The sequence below is a fragment of the Neotamlana nanhaiensis genome, from assembly GCF_000943555.1.
Classification (GTDB): Bacteria; Bacteroidota; Bacteroidia; order Flavobacteriales; family Flavobacteriaceae; genus Neotamlana; species Neotamlana nanhaiensis.
This window is the reverse complement of the sequence record NZ_JTDV01000005.1, coordinates 392159-414665: the sequence shown is the minus strand read 5'-3', so window position 1 is coordinate 414665 and position 22507 is coordinate 392159. Positions and strand designations below refer to the sequence as shown.

Annotated in this window: 22 protein-coding genes; 14 read left to right on the top strand and 8 right to left on the bottom strand. The window is 34.4% G+C overall.

Annotated features, from left to right (window positions below):
• Positions 1–2: 2 nt before the first annotated feature.
• The 5 genes from PK35_RS09320 to PK35_RS09300 form a co-directional block, all read right to left on the bottom strand.
• Positions 3–365, bottom strand: a complete 363-nt coding sequence (locus PK35_RS09320) for a DUF805 domain-containing protein (RefSeq protein ID WP_044626422.1) — start codon at positions 363–365, stop codon at positions 3–5.
• Between the two features lie 82 nt (positions 366–447).
• Positions 448–1500, bottom strand: coding sequence for an AAA family ATPase (locus PK35_RS09315; RefSeq protein ID WP_082048562.1), 1053 nt, complete (start codon positions 1498–1500; stop codon positions 448–450).
• A 2-nt stretch (positions 1501–1502) separates the two neighbouring features.
• Entirely contained in the window at positions 1503–2708 is a 1206-nt protein-coding gene (locus tag PK35_RS09310; RefSeq protein WP_052825954.1) for a DUF4350 domain-containing protein, read from the bottom strand.
• Positions 2705–3367, bottom strand: coding sequence for a hypothetical protein (locus tag PK35_RS17170; protein WP_052825952.1), 663 nt, complete (start codon positions 3365–3367; stop codon positions 2705–2707). Before PK35_RS17170 ends, PK35_RS09310 begins: the two co-directional genes overlap by 4 nt.
• Positions 3368–3419: 52 nt before the next feature.
• Positions 3420–4418 carry a stage II sporulation protein M gene (locus PK35_RS09300; RefSeq protein ID WP_044626421.1) on the bottom strand — a complete coding sequence of 333 codons (999 nt, stop codon included), beginning with the start codon at positions 4416–4418 and terminating at the stop codon, positions 3420–3422.
• 24 nt (positions 4419–4442) lie between these two features.
• Between PK35_RS09300 and PK35_RS09295 the strand changes: the two genes are divergently transcribed.
• From PK35_RS09295 to PK35_RS09285, 3 genes are all read left to right on the top strand, one after another.
• Positions 4443–5162, top strand: coding sequence for an RDD family protein (locus PK35_RS09295; RefSeq protein WP_044626420.1), 720 nt, complete (start codon positions 4443–4445; stop codon positions 5160–5162).
• A gap of 658 nt (positions 5163–5820) precedes the next feature.
• Positions 5821–6855 carry a serine hydrolase domain-containing protein gene (locus PK35_RS09290; protein WP_044626419.1) on the top strand — a complete coding sequence of 345 codons (1035 nt, stop codon included), beginning with the start codon at positions 5821–5823 and terminating at the stop codon, positions 6853–6855.
• Between the two features lie 111 nt (positions 6856–6966).
• Positions 6967–7572, top strand: coding sequence for a trimeric intracellular cation channel family protein (locus PK35_RS09285; RefSeq protein ID WP_044626418.1), 606 nt, complete (start codon positions 6967–6969; stop codon positions 7570–7572).
• A 186-nt stretch (positions 7573–7758) separates the two neighbouring features.
• Here PK35_RS09285 and PK35_RS09280 read toward each other — a convergent pair whose 3' ends face one another.
• On the bottom strand, positions 7759–8412 hold the full coding sequence (locus PK35_RS09280; RefSeq protein WP_414629298.1) for a peptidylprolyl isomerase: 654 nt from the start codon (positions 8410–8412) through the stop codon (positions 7759–7761).
• Between the two features lie 41 nt (positions 8413–8453).
• Here PK35_RS09280 and PK35_RS09275 point away from each other — a divergent pair, with 41 nt between their 5' ends.
• The 5 genes from PK35_RS09275 (at position 8454) to PK35_RS09255 (ending at position 14612) form a co-directional block, all read left to right on the top strand.
• A complete protein-coding gene (locus tag PK35_RS09275) occupies positions 8454–9095 on the top strand; it encodes an NUDIX hydrolase (protein WP_044626417.1) in 642 nt (213 codons plus the stop codon).
• A 50-nt stretch (positions 9096–9145) separates the two neighbouring features.
• Positions 9146–9943 (top strand): lysophospholipid acyltransferase family protein, encoded by a 798-nt coding sequence (locus PK35_RS09270; protein WP_044626416.1) that lies wholly within the window; start codon positions 9146–9148, stop codon positions 9941–9943.
• 214 nt (positions 9944–10157) lie between these two features.
• Positions 10158–11798, top strand: coding sequence for a CTP synthase (locus PK35_RS09265; protein WP_044626415.1), 1641 nt, complete (start codon positions 10158–10160; stop codon positions 11796–11798).
• Positions 11799–11877: 79 nt separating this feature from the next.
• On the top strand, positions 11878–13764 hold the full coding sequence (gene yidC / locus PK35_RS09260) for a membrane protein insertase YidC (RefSeq protein WP_044626414.1): 1887 nt from the start codon (positions 11878–11880) through the stop codon (positions 13762–13764).
• 140 nt (positions 13765–13904) lie between these two features.
• Positions 13905–14612, top strand: a complete 708-nt coding sequence (locus tag PK35_RS09255) for a toxin-antitoxin system YwqK family antitoxin (RefSeq protein ID WP_044626413.1) — start codon at positions 13905–13907, stop codon at positions 14610–14612.
• 41 nt (positions 14613–14653) lie between these two features.
• On the opposite strand, the gene PK35_RS09250 is transcribed toward PK35_RS09255, so the two are convergent.
• The gene (locus tag PK35_RS09250; RefSeq protein WP_044626412.1) at positions 14654–15631 is read right to left on the bottom strand and encodes a fasciclin domain-containing protein; all 978 of its coding nucleotides are present in this window, start codon (positions 15629–15631) and stop codon (positions 14654–14656) included.
• 179 nt (positions 15632–15810) lie between these two features.
• On the opposite strand from PK35_RS09250, the gene mnmA reads away from it, so the two are divergent.
• From mnmA to PK35_RS09220, 6 genes are all read left to right on the top strand, one after another.
• A complete protein-coding gene (gene mnmA / locus PK35_RS09245; RefSeq protein WP_044626411.1) occupies positions 15811–16998 on the top strand; it encodes a tRNA 2-thiouridine(34) synthase MnmA in 1188 nt (395 codons plus the stop codon).
• A gap of 26 nt (positions 16999–17024) precedes the next feature.
• Positions 17025–18620, top strand: coding sequence for a S8 family serine peptidase (locus PK35_RS09240; protein WP_044626410.1), 1596 nt, complete (start codon positions 17025–17027; stop codon positions 18618–18620).
• Positions 18620–19561, top strand: coding sequence for an NAD(P)H-dependent flavin oxidoreductase (locus PK35_RS09235; protein WP_044626409.1), 942 nt, complete (start codon positions 18620–18622; stop codon positions 19559–19561). Before PK35_RS09240 ends, PK35_RS09235 begins: the two co-directional genes overlap by 1 nt.
• Positions 19562–19816: 255 nt before the next feature.
• Complete coding sequence (locus tag PK35_RS09230; protein ID WP_044626408.1) at positions 19817–21199, top strand: MATE family efflux transporter; 1383 nt, start codon at positions 19817–19819, stop codon at positions 21197–21199.
• A 3-nt stretch (positions 21200–21202) separates the two neighbouring features.
• Entirely contained in the window at positions 21203–21430 is a 228-nt protein-coding gene (locus tag PK35_RS09225) for a hypothetical protein (RefSeq protein ID WP_044626407.1), read from the top strand.
• A gap of 92 nt (positions 21431–21522) precedes the next feature.
• Positions 21523–22104, top strand: coding sequence for a phosphatase PAP2 family protein (locus PK35_RS09220; protein ID WP_044626406.1), 582 nt, complete (start codon positions 21523–21525; stop codon positions 22102–22104).
• A 46-nt stretch (positions 22105–22150) separates the two neighbouring features.
• Here the strand turns inward: PK35_RS09220 and PK35_RS09215 are convergent, their stop codons facing one another.
• Entirely contained in the window at positions 22151–22507 is a 357-nt protein-coding gene (locus tag PK35_RS09215; protein WP_202903829.1) for a hypothetical protein, read from the bottom strand.

The window sequence follows — 22507 nt, the reverse complement described above, 5'->3', positions numbered from 1 at the left end:
AATTAGTCTTCTATTTCAATAGACTTTCCAATATCATTCAGTTCGTCGTGGTTGCCTTTACCTTTAGGGTTTGGACCGTATTCGTTAGGACCATGATCACTATCACCAAAAAGCATCCAAAGTCCGTAAAAAGGAATAAGTTGATACCAGCCACTATTACCACGATCGTGACATCGTTTAGCACCTTGAGCAGTTAGAAACCATATTAATGGCACTAAAATAATAAGTAAAATAATACTTCCTGTGTCTCCCATTTGAGAAATTAAAAGTCCAGACAAAAAGTAAATAACTACATAAATTAGATAGCTTAAGCCGTATTCGGTGCGTCTTATACGTCCATCGTAAGAAAAAGGGTTTTTAAACATAATTGTATTGGTTTTGGTTAATTTTTTAGGTTTCTAGTTTTGATTATTATTTTTAACTAACTGCCGTTAAAAAACAGTTTAATTATCTCGGTATTTCTACCGTTTCAATAATTTGTTTTATTACTTGTTTGCTAGTTACGCCTTCCATTTCGCGTTCTGGTGTTACAATAACACGGTGATGTAATACAGGAATGGCAGCACGTTTTATATCTTCTGGAGTTACAAAATCGCGTCCACTCATGGCAGCAAAAGCTTTACTCGATTTTAAAATGGCGATAGATGCTCTAGGTGAAGCACCCAAGTATAAAAATGGGTTGCTTCTGGTAGCCACAATAATTTGTGCAATATATTTTAGTAAATGAGCTTCAACTAAAACTTGAGTTACTAAATGTTGATATTTTGCAATTTGTTCGGCAGTTAAAAACGATGTAATTTGATTTGTTTTTTCTTGATCTTGTAGTTGATGCTCACGCGATAAAATTTCAATTTCATCTTCTAAATTAGGATAATCAACATCAATTTTAAATAAAAAACGATCGAGCTGCGCTTCTGGTAAGCGGTAAGTTCCTTCTTGTTCCACAGGGTTTTGGGTAGCTAAAACCATAAATGGGGCATCCAATAAAAACTTATTGCCATCAATAGTAATTTGCTGTTCTTCCATAACCTCAAACAAAGCCGCTTGTGTTTTTGCAGGCGCACGGTTTATTTCATCAATTAAAATCATGTTCGAGAAAATAGGACCTTTTTTAAACTCAAATTCTGAGTTTTTTAAGTTAAAAACCGAAGTTCCTAAAATATCACTGGGCATTAAATCAGGTGTAAATTGAATACGGCTGAAGCCAACACTTAACGATTTTGCTAACAATTTAGCCGTAACGGTTTTGGCAACTCCAGGAACACCTTCAATTAAACTGTGGCCTTTGGCTAAAAGCGATGCTATAAGCATATCGACCATATCTTTTTGCCCAACAATTACTTTTCCAACTTCTTGTTTTATTTTGGTAATGCTGGTTTGTAATTCGGTTAAATCTAAGCGGTTTTTAAACTCCAAATTGTTATTGTCGTTTAAGGCGCTATCGTCAATAGACGATACAACATCTTCTGGTTTTTTAGGTGTATCTTGATTGTCTTCCATAATTATTTGGTATAAAATGCTTCAATATGGCGGTTTAATTTAATTAAGTTTTCTTCAAAAAACTCATTTTTACTGCGTAACCAATTTATAAAATCGATTAAGCTTTTTATATCTTCTTTTTTCTTTCCTGTTTTAGATGCTAATCTATCTATAAAATTTTCATCTAAAACCGAAGTGTTTATGTTATAATCGGTGCGTATTTTTTCTAGAAAATAAGTGATTTTTTTATCGACTATATTTTTATAATCTTGAGTTTCTAAATATAAATTCGATACTGTTTTTACAAAACCAACAGTGGTATTTGGGAGTGGTTTTATAATTTTAATAATTCGTTGACGCCGTTTTGCATTAAAAATCATAAATAAAATGCCAAAAATAATAGCGGTATACCACGCCCATTTAAAGGCAGGCTGTTGTAAAAACCAACTTAAATTCGATTTTTTTTCAACATCGGCACTATAACGCGTTTGCATTTTAGTATACGAATCGAAATAAATATCGTCGTCTGGTAAATACGAAATTAAACCTTCAACATATTGGTAGCGGTTGTCTTTTAAAAGGTTGTAATTAGTAAAAGCTTTAGGTTCGGTATGCAAGTAAACATTACCTTCACCAAAAGGTACTTTTAAGAAGTTGGTGTAGTTTTTATCGATTTTAGATTGTCCGAGGGCTTGATGATTTATACTGTCGAAATACGAGAAATATTGCATAAATGCACTTCTGTCTATGGCTACATTTTTAACATCAAGGTATTTTAACGAGTGGTAGGTAATGCTATCCTTTTCATTATCAAAATAATCAATACTTACATCGAGCGTGTCATGAAATTTTTGCGGGAATACATAATCCGATAAAAACAAGGTGTTTCCAGCATCAACAAAACTTAGGAGTTCGTCAATAGATGCCTCGCTTAAATAATCAGTATTTCCAATAATAATATAGTTGCCTTTTGCGGTGTGATCGCCGTAACCATCTTCAGAATTAGCTTGTAAATAACTATCGGGTTGGTGGTAAACCGTTCTAATTTTATGGTCTTTAAACAAGTGCTTTAACTCTTTGTAAAATACACTAGTTCCGTAAGGTTTGTTGCTTTTTTCGTTAAACGATTCTTCCCAATCTACCGTACGCGTTATTTTCACGCCCATAAAAAACGCCCCAGCAATAATAATAGCTGCCAAAATAAATATTATAGGTAAGGCCTTTTTCATTTTTTAATGGTGTTTAAAAGCGTTTCAAAATTATCTTTGGCCTTATTGTATTGCGTTAGGTTTACAGGGAATTCGCCATACCAAATGTAAGTGTATAGATAAGATGTGTATGAAAAACTTTCGCTAAAAGGTTTCTCTATGATTTCGTTGTAATACTCGCTGTTGGTTTTGTCGTCTTCAAATTTTATGTAGTTTTTTAAACTGAGCTGTTTAAGAACTAAAAGATAGTAATACCGAATGGCTAATCTGAAATTATTATCCTTTTCAGCATTTTTTATAAGTGAAGTAATATCGGCTGATTCAATGTTTTCAGCTGTAATATCTTCAGAATAAATAACTTTTTTATGTTTTCGAGTAGAAAATAGATTAGAGCCACCTTCGTTAAGTAAAATGTAGACTAAAAATATAACAGCAAAGGCTATGGCAATGTAAAATATCCAGTTTAAAGGTTTGGCATTATATGATAAGAAACTAGCATCTTCATCTTCCTTTGGCTTTATTTTTTCGTTGCTGTAATCTTCATATTCACCTGAACCTGATTGGGTAGAGGTTACAATTTCTTCACCTTCATAATTATATTTATTGCTGGAATACCGCGATTTAAAGTCTTCATCAAAATTGCGTATTTGATCGGGTTGCTGAATAACTTTAGAAGCCAACAAAGGTTGAGTACAGCTAAGTATCAACACGATAATTAATAATATATGTGTTTTAAATAATTTCAAATGAAGCGTTAGTTGTTTGGGGACTTTTGGTGATTTGTTTTTGAATTTTAAAAGGATAAATTAGATAATAGTATGAAATGCATCCTAAGGTTGATAAAATAATGCCAACCGAAAGCCAATGCGGCATAATGTTAGAATAACGGGTGATGAATCCTTCTAAAAATCCGGCACAAAAGGTAAACGGAAAGGTACTGATTAATATTTTTATTCCGGTTTTTGCACCGAGTTTAAACGATGTATAACGCGAATGCGTGGCGGGAAACAAAATGCTTGCGCCCAAAATTAATCCAGCGGCGGCCTCAATAACAATGGCGAAAATTTCCATAGAACCATGAATCCAAATTCCGCGAACGCTTTCCCATAATACGCCTTTTTCGTAAAAAAAATATTGAAACGAGCCTAACATAACACAGTTTTTAAACATAATATAAAGTGTGCCAATGCCTAAAAACACGCCTAAAACAAAAGCGATTATGCCAACTTTTAAATTGTTAATGGTTATACCAATAAAACTGCCCCAATTGCTTCCGCTTTTATAAACGGCAACAGGATCGCCAGCTTCAATATTTTCGAGCGACATGTTTACATAATCGTCGCCTAAAATAGAACGGACAAATTCGCCATCGTTGGCAGCAGAAATTGCCCCAACAAAAGTGAATGCAAAAAATATGATAAAGGCTACATAAATAAATTTACGGTATTGATAGCAAATTAAAGGTACTTCGGTTTTCCAAAAACGAATAATTCGGTTGGTGTCTTCGGCTTTAGTTTTGTAAATTTTTTGATAGGCTTTTGCTGCTAACTGATTTAAATAAGTAATAACCTTACTTTTAGGGTAATAGGTTTGTGCGTAAGCTAAATCGTTAATAACATGAATGTATTGAGAAGCGAGTTCGTCGGCATCTTTAAAGTCATTATTAAAAATAGCTTTTTCAAAACTTAACCATTTTTCCTTATTTTGCTTAATAAATGCAACTTCTCTCATATAAGTTATAAATTAAAATATAAAATGTCAGAGTTACAAATTAACACTACGCAAAATGTAAAAATTTCGTTCAATGCCGCAGGAGCAGGTGAGCGTTTGTTAGCATTTATAATAGACAACGCCATAAAAATTGGCTATATGTTGTTAATGAGTTATACCGTTGGGGCTTACCAAAATATGGATCAATGGTCGCAAATTGCCATAAATACGGTATTGAGTTTTCCAGTGATGTTTTATACGTTGGTGTTAGAATCTTTTTTACAAGGACAAACCATCGGTAAACGGTTATTAAAAATAAAAGTGGTGAAAATTGATGGTTATCAAGCCACATTTTCCGATTATGCCGTGCGTTGGTTTTTTAGAGTGGTAGATGTGTATATTTTTGGACTAGGTTTTTTTGTAATGGCATTTAATAAAAAAACACAACGACTAGGTGATATGGCAGCAGGAACCGCTGTAATTGGCTTAAAAGATAAAGTAACGATTAGAAATACCATTTTAGAAAACCTTACAGAAGATTATAAACCAAGTTACCCAAGCGTTATTAAATTATCTGATAACGATGCCCGTATAATTAAAGAAACTTTTATTTCGGCAAAAGCATCAAAAGATTACCCAACACTTATAAAGTTACGGTCTAAAATTATGTCGGTAATTGGGTTGAAATCGATGAAACATAAATCGGATATCGAGTTTATCGATGCTATTTTAAAAGATTATAATTTCTACACTCAAAGCATGTGAGCAGAGAACCACATTTTTCAAGTGTAACGCAGAAAAATGTGTGTGAATCGCTCATCCCGAACGGGCTTCGGGATCTTAGAAACCGCAATTATTTAAGATTTTGAATTAATAATCATTTTGTTTTAGTTTAAAATCCTTCAAGAGCAACACAGAAAAATGTGTGTGAATCGCTCATCCCGAACGGCTTCGGGATCTCAGAAGCCGCAATTATTTAAGATTTTGAATTAATAATCATTTTGTTTTAGTTTAAAATCCTTCAAGTGTAACGCAGAAAAATGTGTGTGAATCGCTCATCCCGAAGTTATTTCGGGATTTCAGAAACCGCAATTATTTAAGATTTTAAATTGATAATTATTTTGTTTTAGTTTAAAATCCTTCAAGTGTAACGCAGAAAAATGTGTGTGAATCGCTCATCCCGAACGGGCTTCGGGATCTCAGAAACCGCAATTATTTAAGGTTTAATAAAAAACACTTCGGCTGCAATCAATGTGACCAAGGGTTTTGTTTTAAAGTTATTAGTTAAATTTTGGTAAACACCTTCAAATTAAAACATTCGTCACTTTATCCATAACTTTCAACAATTCAGATAAAAAAAGTTACATTTATAAATCAATAAGTAGAGATTTGCATGGTATAATTTTAAACATAACCAATAGGCATGAGCAAGAAGAAAACCATAATAATTAGAATATTGTTATTTGCAGGCACTATAACTTCGTTATTTTTTGTGCCATGGTTGTTAGTAAAAGCGTGGATATTGCCATTGCCAGATACGGTTCAAGAACAACTCGACGAAGCTATTGGCCATGGATTTGATGGCGTTGTTGTTTATGTAGATCAGGCGAATAAACCCGAGCAGTTTTTTGCTTCTGGTTGGCATAATCGCGATTCTAAAATTCCAGCAAAACCAGATGCCTTTTTTAAGATTGCGAGTATTAGTAAATTATACAATGCTGTGGCGGTTACTAAATTGGTTCATGCAGGTAAATTGTCGTTAGATAAAACCTTAGCCGAGTATTTACCAGAACTCGAAGGACGTATTGAAAACGCCAACGATATTACATTGCGGTTAATGATTCAGCACCGAAGCGGTATTCCTAATTTTACCGATGCGCCAAACTTTTGGGGCGAACCAACTAAAAGTTACAGCGAATGTTTAGCTCTAATTTTAGATAAACCAGCGCATTTTAAACCAGATACAGATTACGAATACTGCAACACCAATTATCTGCTTATAAATAAAATTATGGATGACGCTTTGGGGTATAATAACTTTCAATTTGTTCAGGACGAGATTCTTAATCCGTTACAACTTAAAAACACCTTTCAATCGGTGAACGACGTTAATTTAAATGATGTTATGAGCGGCTATCACGTAGGACATCCTTACGATTTAAAAGAAGACGATCGTGGTATGGTTGCCACCGCCCAAGATGTGGGTTTTTTTTTAAGAGCATTAAACAATGGCGTGTTATTTAAACCAGGAGAACGAGATATTTATGCTTCCATTTACGAATTTGAACACGCTGGTTGGGTACCCGGTTACCAAAGTTTTGCTAAATATTATGACGATATTGATGCTGTGGTTGTGCATTTTTATAGCACCACCGATCCTAAATTGTACAACTGGAATTTATCAGAAATAATAAATAAAAGAATAAAAAAAATATTAAAAGCTAAGCGTGAGGAGTAGCTAGGTATTTGCTTCTTCTAACTTTGTTTCCAAACTAAAGTCAGCTCAATTTTCAAAAAAAACAAAAAACATTTTCATTAGCTTCGCATCCTAAACCAACAACTAAACTAAATGTTTTACACCATCGATATTTTAGGAACCATAGCCTTTGCCATTTCGGGCGTTTTAGTTGCTATCGATAAAAAAATGGATTTATTTGGCATCCTAATTATTGCTTTTGTTACAGCTGTTGGTGGTGGTACGTTGCGCGATTTACTAATTGGTAACACACCAGTAAGTTGGATGCGCGACATTACTTATACCTACGTTATCATAACATCAGCAATGTTTGCAATTATTTTTAGAAGTAAAATAAACTATTTGCGAACCTCATTGTTACTTTTCGATACCATAGGCATTGGTTTATACACGCTAATAGGTATAGAAAAAGGAATAAACGCCAATTTACACCCAATCATTTGCATTGCATTAGGAACCATGACAGCAAGTTTTGGAGGTGTAATACGTGATATTTTGTGCAACGAAATCCCCGTAATTTTTCGCAGAGAAACCATTTACGCAACCACTTGTATTTTGGGCGGCATTGTTTATTTTACACTTGGCCAGTTGCCTATAGATAATAATATTGTGTATATCGTTTCGGGCATTGTAATAATTGTAACCCGTTTATTGGCGGTAAAATTTAAAATTGCATTGCCAAATATTTATAAAAATTAGTGTTATTTGGGCATTACCACGCCCCGAAAAAGCGGGATCGTGGTCGGGCTTTCCGTTGCAATCTTTTTGCGATACAGTTTCAACTTGGTTTCAAAATTTTTTCAAATTAATAAAAGGTTGTTAGCTGTAATTTAGTTTCAATACAGGCAAAAAGGATTTTCACTACAATCCCTAATGCGCTTTACGTTATTCAATAATCTCAACCTTTCTAATAAAAACATTTTTATTGGGCCAATCGGCTTCATCGGTTTCTACTCTCGAAATTTTATCGGCAACATCCATACCACTAGTTACGTGTCCAAAAACAGTATAATCGCCATCTAAAAAGTGAGCGCCACCTTTTTGCGTAACAATAAAAAACTCGTACGGCGATGCCAGTTTGTAAGGATCTTCAATTTCGCTACTAGGCATCGAAATTGCGCCGCGGTTATGTTTAAAACCACGTTTGGTATCTGGTGGTAGTAAATACACTCCAATTTTGTTGCGTTTATTGCGTGTTTTTGTGTCGTCGCTATTGCCACCTTGAATCACAAAATTATCGATAACTCTATAAAACTGGGTGTCGTTAAAGTATTTTTGTTTGGTTAAAAAAATAAAATTCGAGCGGTGGTATTTGGTTTCGTCGTAAAGTAAAATGTCAATATTTCCAAAGTCGGTGTAAATACGAACCTTGTTTTCTTTGTGCTTTTTATCATAATCCTGAAAAAAGTACATCGCGTTTTTTGTAGTTAATTTTTTGTGATCGCGCTTATTGTTTTTAATCGAATCGTTTTTTTTAGCCTCAGTAGTAGCAGTATCAGAACTTGTTTTCTTTTTAGTTTTTTTATCTTCACAATTCAAAAAAATAAAACAAACTAATAGCAAAGAGATAAAACGCATAAATGAATTTTGATGATTTTTTAATATTACTTTCAAAAATAGAAAATAAAGATTTACCAGCCGAAACATCGCATTTTAAAATGATGCCGCCTTTCCGTCAGGAATTACTCAAAAAACAGCAAAGCGCCATAAAAAATGCTAAAAAAGCTGGTGTTTTGGCCTTGTTTTATCCCGATTTAAAAGGGCAAACTAAATTCGTTTTAACACTTCGTAAGTCCTATAAGGGTGTACACTCTGCACAAGTATCATTTCCAGGAGGTAAATTTGAGGAGCAAGATAAAACGCTTGAAGAAACGGCATTAAGAGAAACCTTCGAAGAAGTAGGAGTGCTATCTAAGGAGATAAATGTTGTAAAAAAATTATCACAAGTTTACATTCCGCCAAGTAATTTTTATGTGCATCCATATATAGGTTTTACAAAAAAAACGCCTATTTTTATAAAAGAGGAGGCCGAAGTAGAAACTATTTTGCAAGTAAGTTTAATAAATTTACTTAGTGATAATAGCTTGATTAACAAAAAATTAAAAACTTCATATAGTAAGTTGGTTGAAGTCCCAGCATTTTTTTTAAATCAACAGGTTGTTTGGGGAGCCACAGCTATGGTGCTTAGCGAAATTAAAGACCTTATTAAAGAAAGCCTGTAATTGGTTAGTTTTATTACATTTGTAGCGCTAAATAAATGGCGTAATATTTTATGGGATTGTTTAAAAAAAATCCATTCGGACATATATTATTTTTAAAAAAATGGCTCATTCGTATCATGGGAGTCATGTCTCATAGACGATTTCGAGGATTTAACGAACTGCAGATCGAAGGATCAGAAATCATTAAAAATCTTCCGGATAAAAAAGTACTTTTTATATCTAATCATCAAACCTATTTTGCCGATGTTGTAGCCATGTTTCATGTGTTTAATGCAAGTTTAAGCGGACGAGACGATTCCATAAAAAATGTAGGTTACTTGTGGAAACCAAAATTAAATATTTATTACATAGCCGCTAAAGAAACCATGAAAGCAGGACTTTTACCAAAAATTTTGGCATATGCTGGCGCCGTTCCTATTGAACGCACATGGCGATCGGCAGGACAAGCAGTAAATAGACAAGTTAAAATGAGTGACATTTCAAATATTGGAAAAGCTTTAGACGATGGTTGGGTTATTACCTTTCCACAAGGTACAACCACGCCGTTCAAGCCTATTCGTAAAGGTACAGCACACATTATTAAAAAATACAAACCAATTGTGGTTCCTATTGTTATTGATGGGTTTCGCCGCTCTTTTGATAAAAAAGGCATTCGTATAAAGAAGAAAAATATTCTTCAGACAATGGAAATTAAAGCGCCTTTAGATATCGATTACGATAATGAAACCAACGAAGAAATTGTAAAAAAAATAGAATACGCTATAGAACAGCATGCTTCTTTTTTAAAAGTTATTCCTCAAAAAGAACTCGAAGAGCAAGAAAAGTTAAACAAATTACGTGAGTGGTAGAAGGATGTTAGAAGTTTGTTAAGTTGTTAAAAGCTTAATACTAATTTATTTTCAAGTTTATAAAAGAAACTTTAGCTTTTAATAATTTAATGCATATTAAATAGTTTATAATCAGTATTTAAGCATTGTTAACAACTCCAAAACAAATTCCTAAAAAGTAATGCTTTAATAACTCGTTTAATTTCGTAAATTTGCCTGCGTTTAAAAGCGCAACATGACAACAAATACAAAATACATTTTCGTAACTGGCGGGGTTACATCGTCTTTAGGTAAAGGAATTATAGCGGCATCTCTGGCTAAACTTTTACAAGCACAAGGGTACAGGGTTACCATTCAAAAATTAGATCCTTATATTAATGTTGATCCTGGAACTTTAAATCCTTACGAACATGGCGAATGTTATGTAACGGACGATGGTGCTGAAACCGATTTAGATTTAGGTCATTACGAGCGTTTTTTAAATGTGCCAACAAGTCAGGCAAATAATGTTACTACTGGCCGTATTTACCAAAGTGTTATTGAAAAAGAACGTCGTGGCGAGTTTTTAGGTAAAACGGTTCAAGTTATTCCACATATTACAGACGAAATTAAAGAGCGCATACAAAGCCTTGGAAACTCTGGCGATTACGATATTATTATTACCGAAATTGGCGGAACAGTGGGGGATATAGAGTCGTTACCTTACATTGAAGCTGTGCGCCAATTACGTTGGGACTTAGGCGAAGATAACGGTATTGTTATTCATTTAACGTTAGTGCCATTTTTATCGGCTGCTGGCGAGTTAAAAACAAAACCAACCCAGCATAGTGTAAAAACCTTAATGGAAAGTGGTGTGCAAGCCGATATTTTAGTGTGTAGAACAGAACATGATTTACCACACGATTTACGCCGAAAATTAGCGCTTTTCTGTAATGTAAAAGAAGATGCTGTAATACAATCTATTGATGCTTCAACCATTTACGATGTGCCTAATTTAATGTTAGATGAAGGACTAGACAAAGTGGTACTTAAGAAATTAAACCTTAATAGTTCAAAGCCAGATATTACACGTTGGAATCAGTTTTTAAAACGTCATAAAAATCCAACTTCCGAGGTAACTATTGGTTTGGTTGGTAAATATGTAGAGTTACAAGATTCTTATAAATCTATTTTAGAAGCCTTTATTCATGCTGGAGCAGAAAATGAAGTAAAAGTTAATATCGAATCAATTCACAGCGAATATTTAAGTAGCGATAATATTAAATTAAAATTATCGCATTTAGATGGTGTTTTGGTAGCACCAGGATTTGGCGAGCGTGGTATAGAAGGAAAAATTGATGCAGTAAAGTATGTGCGTGAAAATAATATACCGTTTTTAGGTATTTGTTTAGGAATGCAAATGGCTGTTATTGAGTTTTGTAGAAATATGCTTAATATAAAAGATGCAAATTCTACCGAAATGGCTCCTGATTGTAATAATCCAGTAATCAACATAATGGAAGACCAAAAAAATATCACCGAAATGGGTGGTACTATGCGTTTAGGCGCTTGGGATTGCGATCTTAAAATGGGAAGTTTAGCTCGAGATATTTACAAAGCCGAAAGTATAAAAGAGCGTCACCGTCACCGTTACGAATTTAACAGTGCTTATCGTGAACAAATGGAAGCTGCTGGTTTAGTTGCATCTGGTTTAAATCCAGATACTGGTTTGGTTGAAATTGTAGAATTACCAGATCACCCATGGTTTGTAGGTGTACAGTATCATCCAGAATATAAGAGTACAGTTGCAAATCCGCACCCATTATTTGTGGCATTTATTAAAGCCGCTTGCAATTACAAAAAGAAACATAAAAATGCCACTTTGGCACAAAAATAAAACTGGTTAGTTTTTTGATAACCTAAGTTTATTCCTGTGGAGATACAGGAATTTTTTAATATTTACGAATATAATTTAGATGGAAGAAAAGAAGTTAGATATTAATTCGATTATTGGTTTCGTACTAATTTTTGGTATTTTAATGTATATGTTGTGGCAAAACCAGCCAACACAAGAAGAACTTGAAGCTGAAGAAAAAGCGAAACAAGAACAAGTTGAAGCCGAAAAGAAAGCTAACGACACTAAAGTAGCTGAAGCCGAGACTTATAATGTAGGTAGTGAAGTTGATTCGCTTCAGTTGGTACAACTAAAGAATAAATTAGGTGCTTTTGCTTATTCTGCCACACAATCTTCAAAAAACGAAACTATCGTAGAAAGCGATTTATTAGCATTAAAATTTAGTAATAAAGGTGGTTATTTAAGCGAAGTACGATTAAAAAACTTTGTCGATTACGATTCTGTTCCCATTTATTTAATTAAAGATAACAACTCAGGTTTCAATATTAATTTCGGTACAACCGATAGCCGTGTATTAAACACTAAAGATTTACCATTTGTACCAACAGTTACCAAAAATGGTAATAATACTGTTGTTTCAATGAAACTAAAGGTTTCCGAAAGTAAATTTCTAGAATACCGTTACGAAATCAAGGATAACGATTATATGATGGATTTTACTATTCGTTCTCAAGGATTAAGTGATGTTATAAACGGTTCTCAAGCTATCAACTTGAATTGGGATTTAAAAGGTTACCGTCATGCAAAAAGTATTTCTTACGAAAATAGATATACCGATATTCATTACGAATACGAAGATGGAAAAGCCGATTATACAGGTGCTCGCGATGCCGATGATGATTTAGAAGATGTAACCTGGATTGGTTACAAACAACACTTCTTTACTTCGGTGTTATTAACAGATAAAGCCTTTAAAACAGCCAATATTAAAGCTGAAAATTTAGTAGATGACGAAACTATCGATACGGTTTATACCAAGTATTTTGCAGCAAAAATGCCTTTAGAATTGCAAGGAGGTGAAATTAACCAGCCAATGGATTTATATTTTGGTCCGAGTGAATTTAAAACCTTAAATGCTTACGATAGAAATCTTGACGAAATTGTACCATTTGGTTGGGGTATTTTCGGTTGGATAAATCGCTATATTTTTATGCCATTATTTGGTTTCTTAGGTGGGTGGATGCCTTATGGTATTGCTATTGTTGTCATGACTATTTTGGTTAAAATATGTTTGTCTTTTGTACAGTACAAGCAATTCTTATCTCAGGCAAAAATGAAAATTTTAAAGCCAGAGTTAGATGCTATTCGCGAGAAGCACAAAAACAATAAAATGAAAGCGCAGCAAGAAACTATGGCGTTGCAAACCAAAGCAGGAGCAAGCCCAATGGCAGGATGTTTACCTGCTTTAATACAATTGCCAGTGTTTTATGCATTATTCCAATTTTTCCCTTCGGCGTTCGATTTAAGACAAAAAAGTTTCCTTTGGGCAGACGATTTATCATCGTACGATGTAATAGCAGAATTACCGTTTAATATTCCGTTTTATGGTAACCACGTGAGTTTGTTCCCAATTTTAGCATCGGTTGCCATTTTCTTTTACATGCGTTTAACTACAGGGCAAAATGTACAAACTGCACCACAGCAGGAAGGTATGCCAGATATGGCTAAAATGATGAAGTATATGATGTATTTCTCGCCAATTATGATGCTGTTTTTCTTTAACAATTATGCTTCAGGTTTAAGTTTATACTATTTTATTTCAAACTTAATTAGTATTGGAATTATCTTGGTAATTAAAAACTTTATTCTTGATGAGGATAAAATTCACGCTCAAATTCAAGAGAAGAAAAAACAACCTCGAAAGCAAAATCGTTTTCAGCGTAAAATGGCTGAAATGATGGAGCAAGCAGAGCAACAACAAAAAATGCAACAAAATAAGCGTAAGTAAAACTTACGTTAACCTTAAAAGAAAAAGCTGCTGTAATTTTTATGACAGCTTTTTTTGTTTATGCAATTTGGTATTAAATTTGTCGTTTACATTTATGGCTATTAAGAATGAGCATTCATTAAATTTTAAAAGAAATAAACATGACTGTTTTTAAATCTATTTTAATTTCAATTTTATTTATAAGTTTTTCAAGTTTTTCCCAGGAGATAAATCAATTAGATAGCAACGGAAAACGTCATGGTATTTATAAAAAATATTATGATAATACTAAAGTATTACGCTATGAAGGTGAGTTTTTTCATGGTAAAGAAGCGGGGCTTTTTAAGTTTTATAAAAAGGTAAATGGTAAGGCCGTTTTATCGGCAACTAAACAATTTAATAAAGATAATAACATTGCCGAAGTTAAGTTTTTAGCATCAACAGGAAAAGTGATTAGTGAAGGCCAAATGGAAGGCAAAAACTACATTGGAACTTGGAAATATTATCAAAAAAATAATGATGCACTTTTAACTTTAGAGCATTATAACGACAATGGTAAACTAGATGGTGAGCGAATTGTATACTATCCAAATGGAGCCGTAGCAGAGAAAAAGCTATATGTAAATGGTAAACGCCATGGTTTATCAACTTGGTTTACTGATGCCAATGTATTATTAAAAGCTGTTAATTATAAAGATGATTTGTTTCACGGAGAGGCTAAATATTATAATAATTCTGGCGAGTTAACCTCTGAAGGGTTTTATAAAAATGATAGAAAAGACGGTATTTGGAAATTTTATGAAAATGGCAAACTCGTTGAAGAAAAAGACCTCACAATTAAAACGCAAATCATAAAAAAAACTCCTTAAACTAATAAGGAGTTTTCTCTTCTTCATAGCAATTTTATATTTTACATAGCAGGTAAAATAACTCTATCAATAACGTGAACCACGCCGTTTATTCCTTGAATATCAACTAAGCTTGTTTCAATATTACTTACACGTCCGTTAGCATCCGTTAATGTAAAAGCCGAAGCGTCTGCAGTAATATCTCCACCTAAAGTAGAAACCGTTCCAGAAGCTAAAGCACTAGACTGTACGTTAGCGTTTACAATATGAGTGAGTAGCACAGCATCAACAGTTTCCGTTGAAATATCTGTTAAAGCACTAACTTCAAGTTCTGTTAATAAATCCGCAAAAGCGGTGTTTGTAGGAGCAAATACAGCAAATGGACCTGCTTCAGCATTAGAAACTGTTGTAATGTAAGGTACTGTTGGACTTCCCGTATCAGCATAAGCTAAAGCATCTACTAAAATAGATAAGGCGTCGTTGCTCGTAGCAAATGTGGCGATAGTTGGTAAATCAATTACTTCGTCTACAATATGTACTACACCATTAGATGTACTGACATCAGGAGTACTAACAGTGGCTACACCATTAAACATCACACCAGATGTTCCGTTGTAATAAATACTTAATTTAGAATTGTTAGGTCCATCTGCCATAGTGTTGGTATATCCTGTTGCTCCAGCTAAATCTGTAGATAAGATGTTCGCATCAGGAATCACATGGTTTAATAGGATTTGTGTTAAAACGTCGTTCGGTACTTCAGCCAACGAGCTAAACCCTTTAGCTTGTAAAAACGTATTAAAAGCAGCGTTTGTAGGAGCTAAAACAGTTCTGTTTCCTTCTGCCGATAGAGCATCAACAAGTCCAGCCTGTACAACAGCATCAACTAAAATACTTAATTCAGGTACAGATTGCGCTGTTTCTACTACGTTTAGTGATTGTTCCGTAGGAGGTTGTGTGTTGTCGTCATCATTACTACAAGCCGTAAAAGACAGAGAAGCAACAACAAATAATAATTGGATTAATGTTAACTTTTTCATATTCTTAGATTTAATTTTGTTTAACAAAACTACTGAAATTTTAAACAAAAATTATTTTTTGTTTATAAAATTTTGTTAAAAGTTAAACAAAACTGTAAAAATATGAGGTTTAAAGCTTCGTTAAATCATTTATAGAAAACGCATTATTATGCGTATCTTTGCACCCTAATTTTTGGTTAATGAAACGCGTAATTATAGGACTTTCTGGAGGTGTAGATTCTAGTGTTGCAGCTTATTTATTAAAGCAACAAGGCTATGAGGTTATAGGGTTATTTATGAAAAACTGGCATGACGATTCGGTTACTATTTCTAACGAATGCCCATGGTTAGACGATAGTAACGATGCGATGTTAGTTGCTGATAAATTAGGTATTCCATTTCAAACGGTCGATTTAAGCGAGCAATACAAAGAGCGTATTGTTGATTATATGTTTAACGAATACGAAAAAGGCCGTACACCAAATCCGGATGTGCTTTGTAATAGAGAAATTAAGTTTGATGTTTTCATGAAAATAGCTCTAGATTTAGGAGCAGATTATGTTGCAACAGGGCATTACTGCAGAAAAGGCACGATTGAAAAAGACGGAAAAGAAGTTTATCAATTACTTGCCGGAGTCGATGGTAATAAAGATCAATCGTATTTTCTTTGTCAGTTATCGCAAGAGCAATTAGCAAAATCACTGTTTCCTATTGGCGAATTAACAAAGCCAGAAGTTCGTGCTATTGCAGCCGAACAAGATTTAGTAACTGCCGATAAAAAAGATTCACAAGGACTTTGTTTTATAGGGAAAGTAAAATTACCCGATTTTCTTCAGCAACAGCTAAAACCAAAAGAGGGTGAGATTGTTGAGATACCGAAAGATGTGGCAATTTTTAGTGAAACTGAGCCAAATTTTGATTCGGAAGAAGAAAAGCTGAAATATTTATCGCGTAAAATTCAGTATAGCAAATCACAGGGTAAAGTTGTTGGTAAGCATCAAGGCGCGCATTATTTTACGAAAGGGCAACGTAAAGGTTTAGCCGTTGGAGGTACTGTAGAGCCGTTGTTTGTTATTGACACCGATGTTGAAGAAAACATTATTTATACCGGTCAAGGAAAGTCGCATCCTGGTTTATTAAAAAAAGCATTATTTGTTAGTAATGATGAATTGCATTGGGTTCGTGAAGATTTAGTTTTAAAAACCGACGAAACCATGACTGTTAAGGCTCGTATAAGATACCGACAACCCTTGGAAAGCGCAACTTTACATAAGGTAGAAGGTGGGATGTATGTAGCTTTTGAGAATTATCAATCGGCTATCACCGAAGGACAGTTTGTAGCTTGGTACTTAAATGATGAGTTAGTAGGTTCGGGTGTAATTTCTTAAATTGCAGTAACCTAAACTACTGCAAAATGATTAGAACACTATTAATACTACTTGTTTTTACTAGCTTCAATTTAGTAGTAGCTCAAGAAGATGCATGGCTTTATTTTTCCGATAAGGAAAATGTAGAAACTTCAATTGCAAACCCAATTTCTATTTTAACGCAAAAAGCTATCGATAGAAAACAGAAGTTTAACGTCCCTATTGATGCTCGCGATGTTCCCGTAAACGAAACTTACATTAATCAAATAAAAGCACAGAGCGGAATAACCGTTTTGGCCAAGTCTAAATGGTTTAATGCCGTTCATGTTCGTGGCAGCGAATCGGATATTCAGAGTTTATCAGGTTTAAGTTTTGTGGAAAGTATCGATTTTGCTAACAATAATTTAAATACTTCAAAAGCGCACCAAGAAAAAAGCGTTAATAAATTTCAAGGTGAGCAGGTTTCTTTTAATTATGGTTCAGCAACAAATCAGATTGAAATGATTAATGGCGACGATTTGCATCTTGATGATTTTACAGGTAATGGCATAACCATTGCGGTTTTAGATGCAGGTTTTTCTAATGTAAACACGATGGGCGGTTTCGAGCGTTTACGAAATGCAGGCAACTTACAAGGCGCTTACGATTTTGTAAACCGTAATGCTGATGTTTACAACAGTTCACATCACAGTCATGGTACGTTAGTTTTGAGTACAATGGCAGGTTATATAGAGAATGAATTTGTTGGTACAGCGCCAGATGCTTCATATTATTTGTTTATAACAGAAGATGTAAGTAGCGAAACTCCAGCAGAAGAAAGTTATTGGGTAGAAGCTGCCGAACGTGCCGATAGCTTAGGTGTCGATATTATAAACACATCGCTAGGCTATAAAGAATTCGATAATCCTAGTTATACTTATACCGATGCTGAAATGGATGGTTATACCACCTTTATTTCCAGAGGTACTAATATAGCTTTCGAAAAAGGTTTGCTTTTAGTTACTTCGGCAGGAAATGAAGGAGCAGATGGTATTACAGCACCTGCAGATTCACCAAGTACTTTAGCCGTGGGTGCTGTTAACGCGAACGGGAATTATGCTAGTTTTAGTTCGGTAGGAAGTAGTTTTCAACCCACACAAAAGCCCGATGTAGCAGCACAAGGACAATCAAGTGCCTTAATTACTCAAAATAATGTTTTAGCAACAGCTAACGGCACTTCGTTTAGTTCGCCTATTTTAGCTGGTGGTATTGCCTGTTTGTGGCAAGCATTACCTAATAAAACCAATGCTGAAATTATGCAATTGGTTCGTGAATCGGCATCACAATATACTGCACCAGATAATTATTTAGGGCATGGTATTCCTAACCTGTATTCAGCTTATAGTTCTGGATTATCGGTAGAAAGCGTCAATGAATTAGAAATACAATTTTTTCCAAACCCGTCAAGCGGAAAGGTTTACTTTTCAGCTTCAAATGGCGGTTTTCAATTGTCTATTTTTAATATTCTAGGAAAATTAATCAGAAATTATACATTTTCATCTGAAGCTTCAGAAGTTGATATTTCAACATTAGCATCAGGAATTTATCTTTTTAAAGTGAATCAAAATCAAACGTCAAAAGTTTTCAAATTCGTAAAGGAATAATGGAAAATAAAGTTACAAAGCTTTTCAATATTAAATATCCCATTATTCAAGCAGGAATGGTTTGGAATAGTGGTTGGCGATTAGCTTCGGCAGCCAGTAATTCTGGAATTTTGGGCGTTTTAGGAGCAGGAAGTATGTATCCCGAAGTATTGCGAGAGCACATAATAAAATGTAAAAAAGCAACCAATAAACCTTTTGCTGTTAATGTACCTATGTTGTATCCAGACATTGATAAACTCATGGATATTATAGTGGAAGAAGGCGTTAAAATTATATTTACCTCGGCAGGAAACCCCAAAACATGGACCAAATGGTTACAAGATCAAGGTATTGTTGTAGTTCATGTTGTGAGTAGTGTAAAGTTTGCTTTAAAAGCCCAAGATGCAGGTGTTGATGCTATTGTAGTCGAAGGTTTTGAAGCTGGTGGCCATAACGGACGCGATGAAACTACAACGCTTGCTCTTATTCCTATGGTAAAAGAGAAAATAAACATTCCGCTAATAGCTGCAGGCGGCATTGCCACCGGAAAAGCGATGTTAGCGACTATGGTTCTTGGAGCCGATGGTGTGCAAATAGGAAGTCGTTTCGTGGCAAGCCAAGAAAGTTCGGCTCACCAAAAATTCAAGCAATTGGTAGTTGATGCTAAAGAAGGCGATACCCAACTTACTTTAAAAGAATTAGCTCCAGTTCGATTGATGAAAAATAAGTTTTATGATGAGGTGCAGGAGCTTTATAAAACTTCGCCATCTGTAGATGATTTGAGAACGCTATTGGGAAGAGGCAGAGCAAAAAAAGGCATGTTTGAGGGCGATTTAGATGAAGGCGAACTCGAAATAGGGCAAATTGCAGGTTTAATACATGAAATAAAACCAGTTTCCGAAATTGTTAAAGAAATTATTTCGGATTTTGAAGAAACTAAACGATTGGCAATGAGTTTATAAAAAAAAAGGAGAAAATTTATTTTTCTCCTTTTTTAATGAAAAACTTTACAGCTTAATTTTTAATCCCTTTAAAATACTTGCTTTTGGTTTTTCGTAATATCGTTGTAGGTAAATTAGTTGGCAATCAATGTGTTAACACAAATTTAGTGAAAAAAATATGAATAATATCATTTTTTCAAAAAAAAATCAACAAATGTTAAGAATATAATACTGCCCTGAATAGGTTTTAAATTGGCTTAGACTTACTTTTGCCGAATGAATTTAAGCGATTACACCAAAGAATTTAAGTACAACTGGCAACTGGCGTCTCCAGTAATGTTGGGGATGTTGGGGCATACTTTTGTTAGCTTTATCGATAATATTATGGTGGGCCAATTGGGGACAGCCGAACTCGCAGCAGTGTCGCTTGGTAATAGTTTTATGTTTATTGCCATGTCGTTAGGCATTGGGTTTTCTACCGCAATAACACCATTAATTGCCGAGGCCGATGCAGCAAAGGATTTTATTAATGGTAAAGCCTCTTTTAAAAATGGTTTGTTTTTGTGTACCGTTTTAGGTATTCTTTTATTCTTGCTCGTTTTCTTTGCTAAACCACTCATGTATTTAATGAAACAGCCTGTTGAGGTGGTAGAGTTGGCTATTCCGTATCTGGATTTAGTGGCTTTTTCGTTAATTCCTTTAGTTGTTTTTCAGGCGTTTAAACAATTTAGCGATGGTTTATCTTTAACGCGTTACCCAATGTACGCCACATTAGTGGGGAATGTGGTTAATGTAATTTTAAATTATTTACTCATTTTTGGAAAATTTGGTTTCCCAGAAATGGGTATTGTTGGTGCCGCTTATGGTACTTTGGCTTCGCGATTTATTATGGTATTTTATTTATGGTTTGTACTTTTTAAACGCGAAAAGTCGAAACCCTATGTTACAAAAATTAAGTTTTTTGTATTAGATAAGTTAATGATTAAAAAGATACTAAGTTTAGGTGCGCCAAGTGCCATGCAAATGTTTTTTGAAGTCGCTATTTTTACTGCTGCCATTTGGTTAAGCGGTTTATTAGGTAAAAATCCGCAAGCGGCAAATCAAATTGCTTTAAATTTGGCTTCTATGACATTTATGGTGGCTATGGGATTGAGTGTAGCATCAATGATTCGCGTTGGTAACCAAAAAGGATTAAAAAATTATGTGGATTTGCGCCGTATTGCATTTTCCATATTTTTATTAGGAGCACTTTTTGCCTGTTGTTTTGCGCTTTTGTTTTTTGCCTTTCACGAACATTTACCTAAACTATATGTGGATTTTGATGATGCTAAAAATCTTGCCGATAATACCGAGGTGGTTGGTATTGCCTCAAAATTATTAATTGCAGCAGCTATTTTTCAGTTAAGTGATAGTTTGCAAATACTTGTTTTAGGTGCTTTACGTGGCATGCAAGATGTTAAAATACCCACATTAATTACCTTTATATCGTATTGGGTGGTTGGGTTTCCTATTAGTTGGTATTTTGGGAAAGCCGATGCTTACGGTAGTTTTGGTATTTGGTTAGGATTACTTGCAGGCTTAAGTACCGCCGCAATTTTATTATTTATTAGGTTTAATTATTTAACGAAACGTTTAATTTTGTTACACAGTAAAAATTAAAAAATGACACTTCCAAAATTTATATTAGGCGACAATAGCGAATTTCCAAACGCGATTTACATTATACATACCGAATTTCCTAGATTTATAATTAATTTAGAAGATGATGAGGTAGAATGGTTTGAAGATTTTGATGCCGAAGACCAAAAGGAATTAGAAACCGAAACCCAAAATGCTATTAAAGAAGCGACTGCTTTTTATGATGCCGAAATAGCTAAATACGAAGACTAAACTGCGTTAGGGATTGTAGCGGTATCCCCAGAAATTTTTTCTGGGATTTAGCGAAAAGCCCGACCCTTGTGGTAACGCCCAAATTATTTGTAATGATAGAGCAACTTATTGAATACGACTGGGAGGTATTTTTATTTTTAAACAATTTAGGTTCGGAAACTTGGGATGGTTTGTGGTTGGTAATTACTAACAAGCTTACATTTATACCCTTATATGCGGTGCTTTTGTTTTTGCTTTATAAGAAATTTGGTTTAAAAAGTTTGCTAATTTTTGTTGTGGTTATTGCACTTATGATAACGTTTACCGACCAAATTACCAATGTTTTTAAGCGCGGGTTCGAGCGGTTAAGACCGTGCAGAACCGAAGGCGTTATGGAATATATGCGCATGGTTGCGGGCTATTGTGGAAAATATGGGTTTTTCTCGGGGCATTCATCAAACTCGATGGCTGTGGCTGTTTTTACAGGATTACTGCTTAAGCCTTATTTTAAGAATTTAATTTTCTATTTGCTATTTTGGTCGGCCATGGTGGCGTATAGCCGTATTTATGTTGGCGTACATTTTCCGCTAGATATTTTATGTGGTATGACTTTTGGCGCGATTTCTGGGTTTTTGTTTTATAAAATAGCGTTGTTTTTAGTGCAGAAATACGGTACAAAAACCGAGGCGGTTTAACTACTTTCTTTTATACGCTGATTAATTATAAATGCTTCGCCACAACTTAGCTTTTTTCCAATTTAGAGTTGGGGTTTACAATACGCCAAAACGGCGTTATTTGCTCGATGGGTGTGTTTTGTTCGAGTTCTTCGTAAGCGGCTTCTGCAACAATTCTTAAAAATATGCCAGCAGTTACTGGGCAGGTTTTATCGGCGTTATAAGTCGCTGCTAAATCGGTTCGCATGGTGATTAATTCACAGGTTTCGCCAAAGGGAATGTTGCTTACATAATCGTCAATAATTTGTGGTGTTGCAATAAGCATACGGTTACCTTCGGGAATATCAGCAAACTTTTTATCAATGGTTTTTACTACGTATTCTTTTTTTGCATCTCTTTTTTCTATCCAAGTTTTTTTTGCCAT

Excerpts from the sequence above, each read along its gene's own strand:
- PK35_RS09320 (WP_044626422.1), bottom strand. The coding sequence starts at position 365 with ATGTTTAAAAACCCTTTTTCTTACGATGGACGTATAAGACGCACCGAA.
- PK35_RS09315 (WP_082048562.1), bottom strand. The coding sequence starts at position 1,500 with ATGGAAGACAATCAAGATACACCTAAAAAACCAGAAGATGTTGTATCG.
- PK35_RS09310 (WP_052825954.1), bottom strand. The coding sequence starts at position 2,708 with ATGAAAAAGGCCTTACCTATAATATTTATTTTGGCAGCTATTATTATT.
- PK35_RS09300 (WP_044626421.1), bottom strand. The coding sequence starts at position 4,418 with ATGAGAGAAGTTGCATTTATTAAGCAAAATAAGGAAAAATGGTTAAGT.
- PK35_RS09295 (WP_044626420.1), top strand. The coding sequence starts at position 4,443 with ATGTCAGAGTTACAAATTAACACTACGCAAAATGTAAAAATTTCGTTC.
- PK35_RS09290 (WP_044626419.1), top strand. The coding sequence starts at position 5,821 with ATGAGCAAGAAGAAAACCATAATAATTAGAATATTGTTATTTGCAGGC.
- PK35_RS09285 (WP_044626418.1), top strand. The coding sequence starts at position 6,967 with ATGTTTTACACCATCGATATTTTAGGAACCATAGCCTTTGCCATTTCG.
- PK35_RS09275 (WP_044626417.1), top strand. The coding sequence starts at position 8,454 with ATGAATTTTGATGATTTTTTAATATTACTTTCAAAAATAGAAAATAAA.
- PK35_RS09270 (WP_044626416.1), top strand. The coding sequence starts at position 9,146 with ATGGGATTGTTTAAAAAAAATCCATTCGGACATATATTATTTTTAAAA.
- PK35_RS09265 (WP_044626415.1), top strand. The coding sequence starts at position 10,158 with ATGACAACAAATACAAAATACATTTTCGTAACTGGCGGGGTTACATCG.
- yidC (WP_044626414.1), top strand. The coding sequence starts at position 11,878 with ATGGAAGAAAAGAAGTTAGATATTAATTCGATTATTGGTTTCGTACTA.
- PK35_RS09255 (WP_044626413.1), top strand. The coding sequence starts at position 13,905 with ATGACTGTTTTTAAATCTATTTTAATTTCAATTTTATTTATAAGTTTT.
- PK35_RS09250 (WP_044626412.1), bottom strand. The coding sequence starts at position 15,631 with ATGAAAAAGTTAACATTAATCCAATTATTATTTGTTGTTGCTTCTCTG.
- mnmA (WP_044626411.1), top strand. The coding sequence starts at position 15,811 with ATGAAACGCGTAATTATAGGACTTTCTGGAGGTGTAGATTCTAGTGTT.
- PK35_RS09240 (WP_044626410.1), top strand. The coding sequence starts at position 17,025 with ATGATTAGAACACTATTAATACTACTTGTTTTTACTAGCTTCAATTTA.
- PK35_RS09235 (WP_044626409.1), top strand. The coding sequence starts at position 18,620 with ATGGAAAATAAAGTTACAAAGCTTTTCAATATTAAATATCCCATTATT.
- PK35_RS09230 (WP_044626408.1), top strand. The coding sequence starts at position 19,817 with ATGAATTTAAGCGATTACACCAAAGAATTTAAGTACAACTGGCAACTG.
- PK35_RS09225 (WP_044626407.1), top strand. The coding sequence starts at position 21,203 with ATGACACTTCCAAAATTTATATTAGGCGACAATAGCGAATTTCCAAAC.
- PK35_RS09220 (WP_044626406.1), top strand. The coding sequence starts at position 21,523 with ATGATAGAGCAACTTATTGAATACGACTGGGAGGTATTTTTATTTTTA.
- PK35_RS09215 (WP_202903829.1), bottom strand. The coding sequence starts at position 22,507 with ATGGCAAAAAAAACTTGGATAGAAAAAAGAGATGCAAAAAAAGAATAC.